We start from the raw sequence: 15,651 nt of genomic DNA, 5'->3' as shown, positions 1-15,651 counted from the left end.
ACCCTCGAATTGGCTTTTAGTTACCCCGCGTCGGGGCTCTGGAAATCACTATAGAGAACCCATACCGCCGCTTCAGTGAGTGATTGGTATCGGCGTGTAACCGAATGTACAAGCGCTGCGTAAAAGAAAGGGCGCCGTAGCGCCCGCAGATTAACCGGCCCGGTAAAAGGGCTTATCGCCGAGGATCGTCGCGCGGTGCATCACGCGCCGGGCGGGGAGATAATCGGCGTTGGCATAGTGTTGCGTTACGCGGTTATCCCACAGCGCCACGTCGTTTTCCTGCCAGCGCCAGCGCACCTGAAACTCCGGCTTTGTAATGTGCGCGAAAAGAAAACTCAGCAGCGCATCGCTCTCTTTGGGCGACACATCGACAATGCGCGTCGTAAAGCCTTCGTTCACAAACAGCGCCTGTTTGCCGCTCACCGGATGCGTGCGCACCACCGGGTGCAACAGAGGCGGATTCTTCTCCACCGCCGTGAGCCAGCGCTGATGCTCCTCCGCCGTTTTCGTATGCTTCCACTCCGGGAACGACTTACGGAAATCGTGTTCGGCGCGCAGGCCGCTTAACAGTTGCTGAAAGGGCGCGGAGAGCGCCTCAAAAGCCGCGATGCCGCTCGTCCAGAGCGTATCGCCGCCGGTGGGCGGCAGCGCTTTGGCCGCCAGGATCGCGCCCGCAGGCGGCGTATCGATAAAGGTCACGTCGGTGTGCCAGTTATCGTTATCCGGCGGGTTATCGTTATGGGTATCCAGCACGATAATCTCCTCCACCCCTTCCGCATGCGGGTAAACCGGGTGGATATGGAGATCGCCAAAGCGCATCGCCAGCGCCCGTTGCTGTTGCGGAGTCATCGGCTGGTCGCGCACGAACAGCACCTGATGGCGAATGAGCGCGTGATACAGCTGCTCGAACTGGCTGTCGTTCAGCGGTCGCGCCAGGTTGATATCGGAAACCAGGGCGCCGATATACGGCCCCAGCGGCGTGATGGTTATGCGTTCGCTCATTGCGTTTCTCCATGCCAGGGCGTCAGACGGCGCGTCAGCGCGCGCAGCCCCAGTTCTAAAATAAAAGCCACCAGGGCTATCACCGCGATGCCCGCCAGCACGACGTCTGTCGCCAGAAACTCACCGGCGGACTGCACCATAAACCCAAGCCCGCGCGTGGCGGCGATAAGCTCGGCGGCGACCAGCGTCGACCAGCCGACCCCAAGCCCGATGCGCAGGCCGGTTAAAATCTCCGGCAACGCGCCGGGCAAAATCACATGCCACAGCAACTGCCAGCGGCTCGCGCCTAAGGATTGCGCGGCGCGAATGCGCACCTGTTGCGCGCTTTTTACGCCCGCGAGCGCCGACATCGCCACCGGGGCGAAAATCGCCAGATAGATCAGCAGCACTTTGGAGGTCTCGCCGATGCCGAACCAGATAACCATCAGCGGCAGATAGGCGAGCGGCGGAATGGGCCGGTATAGCTCGATCAGCGGATCGAGAATAGCGCGCAGCGTCGGGTTCAGCCCCATGGCGATGCCTACCGGAATGCCGATAAGCGCCGCGGCCAGCAGCGCGGTCAGCATCCGGCCGAGACTCGCGCCAAGATGCGCCCAGAGCGTGGCGTCCATAAAGCCCTGCGGCCCGGCAATCGTCAGGAGCTGGCGCAGCACCTGCTGCGGTGCGGGCAGAAACAACGGACTCACCAGTTGCAGCGCCGTCGCCGCCCACCAGAGCGCCAGCAGCGTGGCAAGCGTGGCGAGGCTTATCGTCACCGGACGCGCGGCCACACGGCGGCGGCGCACCGGCGCACGCGTTGCGTTATCGTTAATCAGTACGCTCATGGGCGCTCTCCCGTAGTTCAAAGACCCGGTTCAGGACATATTCGCGACGGGCGATAAACGCCGGATCGGATTTGATCGCGCGCGCCGGTTCGCCCGCGACAAACCGCCTCGCAAAATCAAGGCTCAGCCGCTCCTGCACGCGCCCCGGCCCCGGCGACAGCAGCACGAGATCGGTCGCCATAAACACGGCTTCTTCGATGTCATGCGTAATCAGCAGGACTTTTTTGCCGCTCCCCGCCCACAGGCGCAGCAGCAGCGTCTGCATCTGCTCGCGCGTAAAGGCGTCCAGCGCGCCGAAGGGCTCATCCAGCAGCAACAGTTGCGGGTCGGCGGCCAGCGCGCGGGCGATGCCGACGCGCTGCCGCTGCCCGCCGGAAAGCTGCCAGATAAACCGATTTTCCGCGCCCTCAAGCCCCACTTTCGCGAGCATCTGCCGCGCCAGCGCGCGGCGTGCTTCACGACCGACGCCCTGAAGCTGCAACCCAAACGCGACGTTATCGAGCACGCTGCGCCACGGCAGCAGCCCTTCATGCTGAAACACCACGCCGCGGTCGGCGCCCGGCCCGGTGACGGCGCGGCCGTCGAGCGTAATGCTGCCGGTTTCCACCGGTAAAAACCCGGCGATGAGATTCAGCAGCGTGGTTTTGCCGCAGCCGGACGGGCCGAGCACCACCAGCAGCTCGCCGTCATTGAGCGTCAGGCTGATATCGGCAAGCGCGGGCTTGTCGTCGAAACTGGCGTGAAGGTGAGAGACCTGTAGCATCGCGCCCCCTTACGGCTGAGCCAGCGGCTTCACAAAGCGATCGGTGACGAACGCGCGGTAATCCTGCCCGGCCTGCGCCACTTTGCCCTGCGCTTTTAAAAACGCGGCGGTATCGACAATCGCCTGATTCACCGGCCCGTTAAGCTGCTCCACCTGCTGGCGAGCGGTAAGGTAGGTATTGCCCTTCACCAGCCCCGGCACATCGGTCTGCGGCACGCCGCTTAAGCGCGCGAGCTTATCCAGATAATCCGGCTGCTTCAGCCAGCCGTCGGGATCGTCGAGATATCCCCGCTGGGCCGCCAGCGCGCTGCGGGCAAACGCGGTCACCACGTCGGGGTGTTTTTCGGCGAAATCTTTACGCACCACCCAGACATCCAGCGTCGGCGAGCCCCATTTCCCGACTTCCGAGGAGTCGGTCAGTACGGTGCCCTCTTTTTCCAGCGCGTTGACGGCTGGCGCCCAGACGTAGGCGCCGTCGATATCGCCCCGCTGCCAGGCGGCGATAATGGCGGGCGGCTGAAGGTTAACGATGCTCAGTTGATCCGGGCGGATACCCCAGTGTTTCAGGGCCGCCAACAGGCTGTAGTGCGTGGTGGAGATAAACGGCACGGCGATGCGTTTACCGATAAGATCCTGCGGCGTGCGAATCGATTTTTTCACGACCAGCGCCTCGGAGTTGCCGAGCTGCGAGGCGAGCAGGAAGACTTCGATGGGGACATTCTGACTTGCCGCGACGGCCAGCGGGCTGGAGCCGATATTGCCTATCTGCACGTCGCCTGAGGCGAGCGCGCGCACCACGCTGGCGCCGCTATCGAATTTACGCCAGTCCACCGTGGCGCCGCTTTCTTTGGCAAAGGTGTTATCCGCCTGCGCCACTTTGGCGGGCTCGGCGGACGTCTGGTAAGCGACGGTGACGTCCACCGCCTGTGCCTGAAATGCCCACAGCGCCAGCGCGCCGATGAGCGTAATACGCGATGTGATTGCCATACTGTCTGCCCCTGTAGTCTCTTGTTATAGGGGCAGTATTTCCGGCGCGGGACGTCAGATAAAGGAATAAAAAAGCATCGTTAATGCCGAATCGTTTTTAGAAAAAAACCGGCAAAGGTTAGCGAATTTTGTGCGGTGGGAAGCGGTGAAGGAGTCTTAGGTTAGCCTCTGGTAAAAATGGCGGGTGCGCTTCGCTTACCCGCCCTACATTTCAAAATAAATTAACGGTAATGGGAATGGTTTTGCTCCGGCTAAAAAAAATCGGCCCATGAGGGCCGATTTCCGCCGGGAGCCGGGATTGCAGAGGGGGCGGCGGCGAGCCCCTTTTGCACGTTCGCGTGAGAGAAAGGCACAGAGGGAAATGACGTGATGGCGAACGGAACGATTTCACCGGCCTCTTATATGTGTCCTGCTCGCGCTTCCCAACTGGCGGGTGCGCTTCGCTTACCCGCCCTACAATTCAGGCCATCCTCTGGTAAAAATGGCGGGTGCGCTGCGCTTACCCGCCCTACATGCTACATGCTGCGTATTTTGTAGGCCGGGTAAGCGAAGCGCACCCGGCAATGATGCTCAACGCTGCGCGTTCAGCGCCGCGATATCCGCAGGCGTGGTGCGGCAACAACCGCCAATCAGCGCCGCGCCCGCCGCGCGCCACTCCGCCAGATAGTGCGCCAGCGTCTGGCAGGCGTGCCCGCTGTGATGCCAGGTTTTGCTCACTGCGTCATACTGCTCGCCGGAGTTCGGGTAAACCACCAGCGGCAACCGGGTGGCGTCATGCAGATGCGCCAGCGCGGCGGTGGTTTTCTCCAGCGCCACGCAGTTGATGCCGAGCGCCACTATCTGCGGATACGGCGCGAGCGCGGCCGCGACGTCGGCAAGCGGCGTCCCGTCGCTGATGTGGCCGCTGTCGCGAAGCGTAAAGGTAAACCACGCGCGCGCCTGCGGGTAGCTTTCCAGCAGCGCGGCGAGCGCACGGGCTTCAGAGAGCGACGGCAGCGTTTCGCAGGCCAGCAGATCCACGCCCGCCGCCAGCAGCGCCTCCACGCGCGGGCGATGGAAATCCGCAAACTCAGCCGCAGAGAGCGCATAGTCGCCGCGGTATTCCGAACCGTCCGCCAGATACGCGCCATACGGCCCGACGGAGCCCGCCACCAGCAGCGGCCCGGCATCCGGCTGTTCTTTATAAAACGCCTCACGGGCCTGACGCGCCAGCTCGACGCTTCGCGCAATCAGCGCCCGCGACTGCGCCTCATCCAGCCCGCGCGCGGCAAAACCGGCAGGCGTCGCCTGGTAGCTGGCGGTAATGGCGCACTGCGCCCCGGCGCGGAAGTAATCGAGATGCACCGCGTAAATCAGCTCCGGCTGCTCCATCAGGACTTTCGCCGACCATAAGCTGTCGGCGAGATTGCAGCCGCGCGCTTCCAGCTCGGTCGCCAGCGCGCCGTCCAGCACCACAAACGGTTGCTGGTTTAAAAGAGGGGTTAACGGGTTATTCAGCGACATGGCGAGGCTCCTCGGTGCGGCGCGTGCGGAAAAATTGCGTCAGATAATACGCGCCGTAGCAGAACGCCACAAACGGCAGCCCGCACCAGAGCGCGATGCGCTGGCCAGGATCGAACGCCAGCCCGACGCAGGCGATAAGACAGAGTACGAAGCCCAGGACAGGCGTCAGCGGATACCAGGGCGCGCGGTAATGTAATTCATCGAGTGCCCGACCTTCGGCCAGATGACGGCGGCGGAACATAAAATGCGCGGCGCAGATGCTGAGCCACACCGCCACCACCGCGAAACCGGAAATCGCCGAGAGCGCCACGAAGACGGTATCCGGCGCCACGATGCTGGAGAACAGCGCCAGCACGCCGCCCAGCATACTCACCGACAGCGCCGTCAGCGGCACGCCGCGACGCGTAAGGCGCGAGAAACCGCGCGGCAGCGTGCGCTCATTGGCAAGCGACCAGAGCATCCGCCCGGAGGCGTACAGGCCCGAGTTAGCCGCTGATAAAATCGCGGTGAGGATCACGAAGTTAATGATATCGGCGGCATAAGGGATGCCGATTTTCTCAAACACCAGCACGAACGGGCTTTTCACGACGCCCGCCTGATCCATCGGGATCAGCGCCGCCAGCACCAGCACGGTGCCGAGGAAGAAAATCACCAGCCGCACGATGGTCGTGCGAATCGCGACCGGCACGGCCTGCTGCGGGTTTTCAGTCTCGCCAGCCGCGATGCCGATAAGCTCGGTGCCGGAAAACGCGAAATTAACCGCCACCATCGTCATCAGAATCGGCAGCGTCCCGGCAGGAAACCAGCCTGCGGCGGTCAGGTTGTGGAATAGCGGCGCGGGCGAGCCGTCTTTCATCGGCAGAATGCCGAACATCGCCGCCCCGCCCAGCAGGATAAACGCCACGATGGTTACCACTTTGATGAGCGAAAACCAGAATTCGCCCTCGGCGAACAGCCGCGTGGAGAAGACGTTAAGCCCGAAAATCACCACGCAGAAGACCAGACACCAGATCCACACCGGCACCTGCGGAAACCAGTACTGCATGCAGAACCCGGCGGCGGTAAAGCTTGAGCCGAGCGCCACGGTCCAGGTGAGCCAGTAGAGCCAGGCGACGGTATAGCCGGTCGCCGGGCCTAAATAGCGCGCCGCGTAAACGTGAAACGCGCCGGTCTCCGGCATGGCGACAGCCAGCTCGCCGAGACACTGCATCACCAGCCAGACCACCAGCGCGCCGATAAGATACGCCAGCAGCGTGCCCGCCGCCCCGGTCGTGGAAATAATATAGCCGGTATTAAAAAACAGCCCCGTGCCGATAACGCCCCCCAGCGAGAGCATGACCAGATGACGGGCCTTCATGGTGCGTTGTAGCTGCTGCGATTCCTGCATAAACCCTTCTATACGTTCAGACGTCTAAACATCCATAACTGAACGTTATACCGGGAAGCGATGGAAATTGCAAAAGCCGTCGCGCGCTCAGCCACTTATCCCCAACCGGGCCGCCCTGCCCGCGTGAGTCATTCACCCCATACATACTTCGCAACACCCTCGCCTGGCGAAGCCGGAGGGCGGTTACTACCTTTAAGTCACTATAACGAGAGCGCCTCCCCACCGGAGAAGCCGCTCTTATTCGCTGCGGCGCATGCCTGCGGCACTGGCAAGGCACGTTTGAGGAAGCACAATGCAAGAGTCGCTCTGTACCCTGTTTTATGACGGGAGGCCGCTGACGGGCCCGGCGAACATCCCGCTTATCGATTTTCTGACGGCGTGCGACGTAAAGCTGCCGCACGTCTGTTACCACCCTTCGCTTGAGCCGATGCAAACCTGCGATGTCTGCTGGGTGGAATATCAGGGCGAACTGGTGCGCGGCTGTACGCTGAAAAGCGCGCAGGGCATGGAAATCGCCAGCCGCACGCCCGAGGCACAGGCGGCGCAGCACGAAGGGATGGACAGGCTGCTCGCCAAACATGAGCTCTACTGCACCGTCTGCGAACACAACACCGGCGACTGCACCCTGCACAACGCCGTCGCAGACATGCATATCCCGATTCAGCGCTACGAATATCAGCGCAAACCCTACGTGAAAGACCACTCCAACCCGTTTTACACCTACGACCCGGATCAGTGCATTCTGTGCGGGCGCTGCGTGGAGGCGTGTCAGAACGTCGAAGTCAACGAGACGCTGAGCATCGATTACACCATGGCGCACCCGCGCGTGCTGTGGGACGGCGGCGACACCATCGCCGGCTCCAGCTGCGTGAGTTGCGGGCATTGCGTCACCGTTTGCCCCTGCAACGCGCTGCTTGAGAAAACCATGCAGCCGGACGCCGGGCCGTTTACCAGCATGAAGCAGACGCTCAAGCGCCCGATGATAGACCTGGTGAAAGCCATCGAAAACACCACCGGAGCGGAGATCATTACCGGTATTTCGGTGATGGACATGCACTGGCGGCAGCCGGAAATCAAACGCACCAAAACGGTCTGCACCTACTGCGGCGTCGGGTGCAGCTTTGAAATCTGGACGCGCGACCGCCACGTGCTGAAGGTGCAGCCGGTCGCCGACGCGCCCGCCAACGGCATCTCCACCTGCGTGAAGGGCAAATTCGCCTGGGATTTCCTCAACGATAAAACACGCCTCACCACACCGCTCATCCGCGAGAACGACCGGTTTCGCGAGGCGAGCTGGGACGAGGCGCTGGCGCTGGTGGCGCGCCGCCTGCTGGCAATCCGCGATCAGTACGGGCCGCAGGCCATCGGCTTTATCGGCTCCAGTAAGGGCAGCAACGAAGAAGCCTATCTGACGCAGAAAATCGCGCGCCTCATCATTGGCACGAACAGCGTCGATAACTCGTCGCGCTACTGCCAGAACCCGGCCACCAAAGGGCTGTTCCGCACCGTCGGTTATGGCGGCGACGCGGGCACCATTGAAGATCTGCATAAAGCGTCGCTGATTGTGATTGTCGGCAGCAACACTGCCGAGAACCATCCGGTGATCGCCGCGCGCATGAAGGCCGCGAAAAAACATCACGGGCAGCAACTGCTGGTGGTCGACCCGCGCCGTCACGAAATGGCCGAGCGTGCCGACCGTTACCTGCGCATTCGCCCCGGCACCGATATGGTCTGGGCCTCAGCGATGGCGCGCTATATGTTTGACCACGGCTACGCCGACGAGGCGTTTCTTGCAGCGCACGTCAACCAGGTGGACGAATACCGCCAGTCACTCGCGCCGTTCACGCTGGACTTCGCCGCCGGCATTACCGGGCTGACGGTGGATGAGCTGACCGCCGCCGCCGAGCTTATCGGCAACGCGCCGTCCGTCTGCATCGTCTGGGCGATGGGCGTCACCCAGCACAGCCACGGCGCGGACACCAGCACGGCGCTCTCCAACCTGCTGCTGGTCACCGGCAACTACGGTCGCCCCGGCACGGGCGGCTACCCGATGCGCGGGCACAATAACGTACAGGGCGCGAGCGATTTCGGCTGTCTGAAAAACTACTATCCCGGCTATGAATCGGTGAGCGATGAAAAGGTACGCGCCAAATGGGCGAACGCCTGGGGGGTCGCGCCGGAAAAACTGTCGCTGGACGTGGGCTCGGATAACTTCGAGATGGTGGAGCACGCGCGCACGAAACAGGTTCGCGCCATGTATGTCATTGGCGAAGAGACGGCGTTTTCCGACGCCGACAGCACTAACGTGCACGAGGGCTTTACCGACCTCGATTTCCTGGTGGTGCAGGATCTCTTTTTAAGCCGCACCGCGCAGTTCGCCGATGTGGTGCTGCCCGCCTGCCCGAGCATCGAAAAAGACGGCACGTTCGTGAATACCGAGCGGCGCATTCAGCGTTTTTATGAAGCCATGCCGCCGCTCGGCGACAGCCGCCCGGACTGGCGCATTCTGACCGAGCTGGCGGCGCGTATGGGCCACAACTGGGGCTATACGCACCCGTCGCAAATTATGGCGGAGGCGGCGAGTATCGCCACGCTGTTCGCGGGCGTCAGCTATGAGCGCCTTGAGGGCTGGAACTCCCAGCTCTGGCCGGTGAAGCCCGACGGCGAAAGCACGCCGCTGCTCTACACCGACGGGTTTCATTTCCCGGACGGCCGCGCCGTGCTCTACCCGCTGAAGTGGCAGCCGCCCGCCGAAGCGCCGGATGACGAATACGATCTGGCGCTTAACAACGGACGCATGCTGGAACATTTCCAGTCGACCAACCAGAGCGGCCGCGGCGGGCGCACAACCTCGCTGTCGCCCGACTGGTTTGTGGAGATAAGCCCGCAGCTTGCCGCTGAGCGTGAACTTTGCGAGGGCGACTGGGTGACGCTCACCTCGCGGCGCGGCTCGCTGGAGGTGCCGGTGGTCATCACCGATCGCGTGGCGGGCGCCTCGCTCTTTATCTCCATCCATCAGGGCAAACCGGGCATTAACGCGCTCACCGGCGAGCACCACGATCCCGACGTCAATACGCCCGCGTATAAGGAGCTGGCGGTGAAAATGGAGAAACGCTCCCGCGCGCCGCACCCTTCCCCGCTGCCGCGGCACAATTTCCGCTACGGCGCCCGCACGCCGATGGCGGGCGTGCCGGTCGAAGAGAAATGGCAGCGTGACGATTATCGCCTGCCGCCCGAGCAGGAACCTCACCCGGAGAAATTTTAATGGCCAAAGCGATTGACTATCAGCCCGAGCCGCCGCACATCGGCCCGACGGCGGACGAAGAGCTGCAACGTCTGCTCCAGACGCTGCATGAACATGGCGTGCTGCGCCTGACCAACGATCTGGTGGCGTCCAACAACGAGTGGATCAAGGTCATCATCGACGGTCTGAGCCGCAAAGGCTCGCTGAACGTTATTCAGAATATCTCTGTATTGCTGATGGCGCTCTCCACCATTCCGCCGGAGCGGATGTATAAGCTCGCCTTCGGCGTGCGCGATTTCGCCGCGGAGCTGAGCCGCGAAGAAGAACGCCCTGAAAGCGAACAGACCGACGCGCCGGGCGCGCGCGGCGCCTGGAAAATGCTGCATGACGACGAGCTGTGGCGCTCGCTGACGCCGCTGCTGAACGGTCTGAAAGCTTTTTCCCGCCGGATGGAAGAGGAGGTGGATAAACCCATCTCATCGTTTACCGGCAAGCCGAGCGATGCCTGACGATGATTAGCCCGGAAACCGCGCTGCTTCTGGCGCGCAGTCAGTTCGCCTTCACGATTGGATTTCACATCGTGCTGGCGGCGCTGACGATTGGCCTCGCGCAGTGGCTGATGCTGCTGGAAGGCTTGTGGCTGTGGCGCAGGCAGCAAATCTATCTCGATCTCTATAAGTACTGGAGCAAGGTATTTGCGCTGAACGTCGCGGTCGGCGTCGTCACCGGCGTGCTGATGGAATTTCAGTTCGGCGCCAACTGGGGCGAGCTCTCCAGCCGCGCCGGGGCCGTGATGGGGCCGCTGATGTACATGGAAGTGCTGGTGGCGTTTTTCCTCGAAGCGGGCTTTATGGGCGTGGTGCTGTTCGGCATGGGGAAAGTGCGCCCATGGGTGCATTTTCTCGCCACCTGCGTGGTGGCGGCAGGCTCGCTGTTCAGCGCCTTCTGGATATTGTCGGCGAACTCCTGGATGCAGACGCCCGCAGGTTTCATCATCGGGCCCGATGGCCGTTTTCAGCCCGTTGACTGGTGGGCCGTGATTTTCAACCCGTCCTTTCCGTACCGGCTGATGCATATGTCCATCGCCGCGCTGCTTGCCACCGCGTGCCTGGTGGCGGCGGTTGGCGCGTGGCACCTGCTCAAACGCCCGCAACAGCCGGGCGCGCGGCGAATGTTCTCCTGGGGGCTGTGGGTGTTGTTCGCGCTCGCGCCCTTACAGGCGGTGGTGGGCGATCTGCATGGCGAAAACACCCGCGATCACCAGCCGGTCAAACTGGCGGCGATGGAAGGCAGCTGGAACCCGCCGCCGCCTGGCGAAGGCGAGCCGCTGCGGCTGTTCGCGATCCCGGATATGGAGGCGCGGCGCAATCACCTTGAAGTGGCGATCCCGTCCGTCGGTTCGCTCTATCTGCGCCACAACCTCACCGGCACCATTCACAGCCTGAATCAATATCCGCCGGACGAACTGCCCTGGGTGCCCGGCGTGTTCTTCGCGTTTCGCGCGATGGTCGGGCTCGGCTTTCTGATGATTTTCTTTGGCGTCGCCGGGCTGGTGGTGCGGCTGCGTGGCCGGTTATGGGAGGCGCGCTGGCTGCAACGCGGCATGGTGGCGATGGCGCCTGCGGGCGTTATCGCGATGCTCGCAGGCTGGGTCGTCACCGAGACGGGCCGCCAGCCGTGGACCGTCTACGGGCAGTTGCTGACCCGCGAGAGCGCCTCGCCCATCGCGCCGTCGCTGGTGCTCGGCTCGTTTGTCGCGATTGTGGTGGTCTATCTGCTGGTTTTCGCGCTGGGTATGGGGTTTATGCTGCGCCTGCTCGCGAAACCGCCGGGCGACGACACGCCCGACGCCAACCCGGCCGTGGCGGCGCAAACCGGCAGCGGCGTGACGCCGCACAGCCTGCGGGGGCATTCGGATGACTGAACTGCTGCTTTCACTGCCGCTGTTAACGCTGCTTTGCGCCGGGGCGCTCGCCGCAGGCGTGCTGGTTTACGTGCTGCTCGACGGCGCGGATCTCGGCGTGGGGCTGCTGGCCCCGTTTCAGTCGCCGCAGGCGCGCCAGCAGATGAATATTTCGCTGCTGCCGGTCTGGGACGGTAACGAAACCTGGCTGGTGCTGACCGCCGGCGCGCTGCTGGCGATGTTCCCGGTCGCTTTCAGCATTCTCTACAGCGCGCTCTACCTGCCGGTCTATATCATGCTGCTGGCGATGATTGTGCGCGGCGTGGCGATTGAATACCGCCACTTGCGTCCGCGCCTGTTTGACGCGCTGTTTATCGCAGGCTCCTGGCTGACGTCGTTGAGCCAGGGCGCGACGATGGGCGCGTGGGTTGAAGGCATCACGCATGACGGCGCGAAATTTACCGGCGGCGCGATGGACTGGCTGTCGCCCTTTTCGGTCTTCTGCGCCATAGCGCTCAGCGTCGGCTATGCGCTGCTGGGCGCGTGCTGGCTTATCTGGCGCTGCGAAGGGGAACTCAACGCCTGGGCGCGGCGTCAGGCCATGTGGCTTGCTATCCTGACCGCCGTGCTGCTGGCGGGGCTGCTGGTCTGGACGGTGCAGCTTAATGAGACCTACCGGCTGCACCTGCAACTGTGGCGCTGGAGCGGGCCGCTGGTGGCGATGGGTATGCTGGCGCTCGCGGGGGTGATTCTGGCGCTGCGCCAGCGGCGCGATTTCCTGCCGCTCGCGATGACGCTCTTACTGTTCATCGCCGCGTTCGGCGCCATGCTGCTGGCCGTTTTTCCGTTTATTCTGCCGCCCAGGCTCTTACTCATTCAGGCCGCCGCGCCGCCTGCCACGCAGAAGCTGATGCTGACAGCCTTCGGCGTGTTTGTCCCCATCACGCTTATCTATAACAGCTGGGGGTTCTGGGTGTTTCGCGGCAAGATTCACGCCGCGCGGGAAGATGACCGCCCCTGACGCAGCGCCTGCGGCGGCACGCCGAAACCGCGCACGAAAACTTCACGCATATGGCGGCGGTCGCGAAACCCCGCCTCGCGGGCGATGGCGTCCATAGAAAGGCGGCTTTGCTCAATCATCAGGCGCGCGGCTTCAAGACGCAGCCCTTCTATGGCTTTCGCCGGTGATTTGCCGGTTTCTTCGCGAAACAGGCGGCTGAACTGGCGCGGGCTTAAATGCACCACATCCGCCAGCTCGTCGACCGTCAGCGCCCGGCTTAAGTTTTTACGCGCGTATTCCAGCGCGCTCTGGATGCGGTCGGATCGTGGCGAGAGCGCGAGCATCTCCGAGTGCTGCGTCTGGCCGCCCGAGCGGCGATGATGCATCACCAGCCGGTGCGCCACGGCGCGCGCCACTTCCGCGCCCAGATCTTTTTCCACCATCCCAAGCGCCATATCCAGCCCTGCGGTCATGCCTGCGGAGGTCCAGACCGCGCCGTCGGTGATAAAGATGCGGTCCGATTCCACCCGCGCCTGTGGCACCCGCGCTTCCAGCGCCTGGGCGTGCGCCCAGTGGGTGGTGACGCGTTTGCCGTCGAGCAACCCCGCATCGCCGAGCACAAACGCGCCGGTGCAGATGCCCGCGATGCGCCGCGAATGGCCGGGCGCCGCACGCAAAAACGCCGCCACCGCTGCGCTGGCGGGTGCCTCCAGCGGGTTAATGACGCCGCCCACAAGCCAGGTATCGGCGCGCGCTACGTCACTCAATGGCTGGCTGCTTACCGTCACGCCTGCCGATGAACGCACCGCCCCGCCCTGTTCCGACCAGGTTTCCAGCACGTAAAACGGCTCGCCGATGACCAGGTTGGCGAATTCAAACACCGAAGGTGTGGAAAGCGCCAGCAGCTGGAAACCCTCCGCCAGTAAAAACCCTATTTTGTGCATACGCGCCTCCGGGGCGAAGAAGAATCACCGTTTTACGATAAACACGCCTGGCTGAACAGGGGGCGGCGCTATTTTCGTGCGGCGCCCCCGATGAGGTTTAATGAACCGGAATGGGGTTTTCCACCATCGCCTGGTTGAACTGATTCACCAGCTGATGCTCATTGCGCCCCGGGTTGTCGCGCACCGGCAGCACGCGGTCGACAATCGCTTCGTCTTCGCCGCTGGCCAGTTTTTCCAGCGTCTCGCGGATGAAATCATCCAGCGGCATGGCGCGATCGTCACCGCTTTTATAGATAAGATCGGTATCGACCCACGGCGGCGCGATTTCCACCACCTTCACGCGGGTATCGCGCAACAGAAAACGCTGCGACAGCGTATAGGAGTGGATGGCCGCTTTGGTGGCGGAGTAAAGCGCGGTGGCGGCCAGCGGCAGGAACGCGAGCACCGAGCTGTTATTAATCAGCCAGGATTGCGGCTGCGTTTTCAGGTGGTCGATAAACGCGGCGCTGACGCGCACCGGCCCGAGCAGATTCGTCGTGACCAGCGTTACCGCCTGTTCGTCGTCAAGCGCGCCTGCGGCATCGTCAAAGGGCATGATGCCCGCGTTATTGATGACCACGTTGAGCGTCGGATATTTCTCTGTGAGGCGTGCCGCCGTCTCTTTAATCTGCTGCGGATCGGTAATATCCAGCACCACATAATCCATGCCCGGATTCGCCGCGGCCACCTCTTCGAGCAGCGCCTGGCGCCGCCCGGAGATGATGACCTGATTGCCGAGCTGGTGCAGCGCCTGCGCCAGACCACGCCCGATACCTGACGTGCCGCCGGTAATGAAAATAGTGTTGTCGGTCAGTTTCATGGTGATTCTCCTGTGTATTAGTGAGCGGCCAGATAGCGCGGCGCAGGTGTGTTAACGGATAAATGCTGCATCATGGTCTGACGGGCGGCTTCATAGGCCTGCCATTCCCCTTCGTCATGCAAAGAAGGCAGCGTGATAAGTTCGCGGCGGTCGAATCCCACCAGGGCGGCATCCACCAGCGCCTGCGGCGTCATCACGATAGACGGGTCGAGGTGTTCCAGCGCAAGTCCGCCGGTTGCCCAGAAATCGGTGGCGGTCGCGCCCGGCAGCACCGCCTGCACCTGAATGTTCTGCCCGTGTAATTCGTGATGCAGCGACTGGCTGAACGCCTGGACGTAAGCTTTCGACGCGCCATACACGCCGTTTAAAATTTCCGGCGCGATGCCGACGATAGAGGCGATATTGATAATCGCGCCCTGCCCACGCGCCACCATGCCGGGCACGACGGCATAAGTCAGGCGGGTCAGCGCGATGACGTTAAGGTCGATCATCTGTTCCATGCGGTCGATGTCGCTCTCAAGCAGGGAGGTATGCGTCCCGACGCCTGCGTTATTGACCAGCAGCGTAACGCTGGCGTCCTGGCGCAGCGTGGCTTCAAACGCGCGCAGCGCCTGCGGATCATTTAAATCAACCGCGGCCACTTCCACGCTGCGGCCCGTTTCGGCGGAAATCCGGCTCGCCTGCTGGTTCAACGGGTCGCGATGGCGGGCGACGATAATCAGGTCGTAACCGCGGCGCGCCAGGCGGTCGGCGTAGACGGCTCCGATGCCGCCGGAGGCGCCGGTAATGACAGCCGTGCCCAGATGTTGTGCTGCATTGTTCATCGTTATTCTCCGCTGAGGTGAGGTGTTTGCGATGAACAAAGAGTACCGAAAGGGGTGATGTCCTGAATGACGAATAGGGTAGTGATTTAAGACATCATGCGGGTGGCGGAAAACGCTTCCTTTAGCCGCGCGGGTAAACCTTTTCTGTTATGCAGTAAATAAGAAAAAGAATAACAGGAAGCGGTAACGGGAATATTCGCGGCACCAAAGAGAAGTGAATATTCACTCTGCTTAAATTCAACAGAATAAGAAAAACAAAACATTTTACGGATTAAAAAGAAGCGTATTATTCGCGGCGGGTGCCTGAGGCTTTCTGGTTTCAGGCATTATGCTGGTTCTGGAAAGATGAAGGCCCCGAGTTAATTACCTTAACCCGAGGCCGACACATGAACCCGACAGTTCATATGTTAG

At 62.4% G+C, this 15,651-nt stretch carries 13 protein-coding genes; 4 read left to right on the top strand and 9 right to left on the bottom strand.

Annotation, left to right across the window (positions count from 1 at the left end):
• Positions 1-150: 150 nt before the first annotated feature.
• The 6 genes from tauD to mmuP form a co-directional block, all read right to left on the bottom strand.
• The gene (gene tauD, locus AACV31_RS13175) at positions 151-1,002 is read right to left on the bottom strand and encodes a taurine dioxygenase (RefSeq protein WP_165153118.1); all 852 of its coding nucleotides are present in this window, start codon (positions 1,000-1,002) and stop codon (positions 151-153) included.
• On the bottom strand, positions 999-1,826 hold the full coding sequence (gene tauC, locus AACV31_RS13170) for a taurine ABC transporter permease TauC (RefSeq protein ID WP_165153116.1): 828 nt from the start codon (positions 1,824-1,826) through the stop codon (positions 999-1,001). Before tauC ends, tauD begins: the two co-directional genes overlap by 4 nt.
• The gene (tauB, locus tag AACV31_RS13165; RefSeq protein ID WP_165153114.1) at positions 1,810-2,589 is read right to left on the bottom strand and encodes a taurine ABC transporter ATP-binding subunit; all 780 of its coding nucleotides are present in this window, start codon (positions 2,587-2,589) and stop codon (positions 1,810-1,812) included. The genes tauC and tauB overlap by 17 nt, the downstream gene beginning before the upstream one ends.
• A 9-nt stretch (positions 2,590-2,598) precedes the next feature.
• The gene (gene tauA, locus AACV31_RS13160; RefSeq protein ID WP_165153112.1) at positions 2,599-3,576 is read right to left on the bottom strand and encodes a taurine ABC transporter substrate-binding protein; all 978 of its coding nucleotides are present in this window, start codon (positions 3,574-3,576) and stop codon (positions 2,599-2,601) included.
• Between the two features lie 570 nt (positions 3,577-4,146).
• Positions 4,147-5,079: a homocysteine S-methyltransferase gene (gene mmuM / locus AACV31_RS13155; protein ID WP_165153110.1), complete on the bottom strand. Its 933-nt coding sequence runs from the start codon at positions 5,077-5,079 to the stop codon at positions 4,147-4,149.
• A complete protein-coding gene (gene mmuP / locus AACV31_RS13150; RefSeq protein WP_007763896.1) occupies positions 5,066-6,466 on the bottom strand; it encodes an S-methylmethionine permease in 1,401 nt (466 codons plus the stop codon). Before mmuP ends, mmuM begins: the two co-directional genes overlap by 14 nt.
• 292 nt (positions 6,467-6,758) lie before the next feature.
• Between mmuP and fdhF the strand changes: the two genes are divergently transcribed.
• The 4 genes from fdhF to AACV31_RS13130 are packed head-to-tail and all read left to right on the top strand — an operon-like array spanning position 6,759 to position 12,634.
• The gene (gene fdhF, locus AACV31_RS13145; RefSeq protein WP_165153108.1) at positions 6,759-9,731 is read left to right on the top strand and encodes a formate dehydrogenase subunit alpha; all 2,973 of its coding nucleotides are present in this window, start codon (positions 6,759-6,761) and stop codon (positions 9,729-9,731) included.
• A complete protein-coding gene (locus tag AACV31_RS13140; RefSeq protein WP_075197531.1) occupies positions 9,731-10,219 on the top strand; it encodes a DUF1641 domain-containing protein in 489 nt (162 codons plus the stop codon). Before fdhF ends, AACV31_RS13140 begins: the two co-directional genes overlap by 1 nt.
• A gap of 2 nt (positions 10,220-10,221) precedes the next feature.
• Positions 10,222-11,634 (top strand): cytochrome ubiquinol oxidase subunit I, encoded by a 1,413-nt coding sequence (locus AACV31_RS13135; protein ID WP_165153106.1) that lies wholly within the window; start codon positions 10,222-10,224, stop codon positions 11,632-11,634.
• Positions 11,627-12,634: a cytochrome d ubiquinol oxidase subunit II gene (locus AACV31_RS13130; protein WP_165153104.1), complete on the top strand. Its 1,008-nt coding sequence runs from the start codon at positions 11,627-11,629 to the stop codon at positions 12,632-12,634. Before AACV31_RS13135 ends, AACV31_RS13130 begins: the two co-directional genes overlap by 8 nt.
• Here AACV31_RS13130 and AACV31_RS13125 read toward each other — a convergent pair.
• The 3 genes from AACV31_RS13125 to AACV31_RS13115 all read right to left on the bottom strand — a co-directional run bounded on the left by AACV31_RS13125 (position 12,604) and on the right by AACV31_RS13115 (position 15,240).
• Positions 12,604-13,557 (bottom strand): GlxA family transcriptional regulator, encoded by a 954-nt coding sequence (locus tag AACV31_RS13125; protein WP_105581414.1) that lies wholly within the window; start codon positions 13,555-13,557, stop codon positions 12,604-12,606. The genes AACV31_RS13130 and AACV31_RS13125 overlap by 31 nt on opposite strands.
• A gap of 97 nt (positions 13,558-13,654) precedes the next feature.
• Positions 13,655-14,416, bottom strand: coding sequence for an SDR family oxidoreductase (locus tag AACV31_RS13120; protein WP_075197527.1), 762 nt, complete (start codon positions 14,414-14,416; stop codon positions 13,655-13,657).
• 17 nt (positions 14,417-14,433) lie between these two features.
• The gene (locus AACV31_RS13115) at positions 14,434-15,240 is read right to left on the bottom strand and encodes an SDR family NAD(P)-dependent oxidoreductase (RefSeq protein ID WP_165153102.1); all 807 of its coding nucleotides are present in this window, start codon (positions 15,238-15,240) and stop codon (positions 14,434-14,436) included.
• Between the last annotated feature and the right edge of the window lie 411 nt (positions 15,241-15,651).

Origin of the sequence: Cronobacter sp. EKM101R, from assembly GCF_963888145.1 — a bacterium.
GTDB lineage: Bacteria > Pseudomonadota > Gammaproteobacteria > Enterobacterales > Enterobacteriaceae > Cronobacter > Cronobacter turicensis.
Note: the sequence above shows the minus strand (reverse complement) of the source record. Positions and strands in the feature narration are given on the sequence as shown.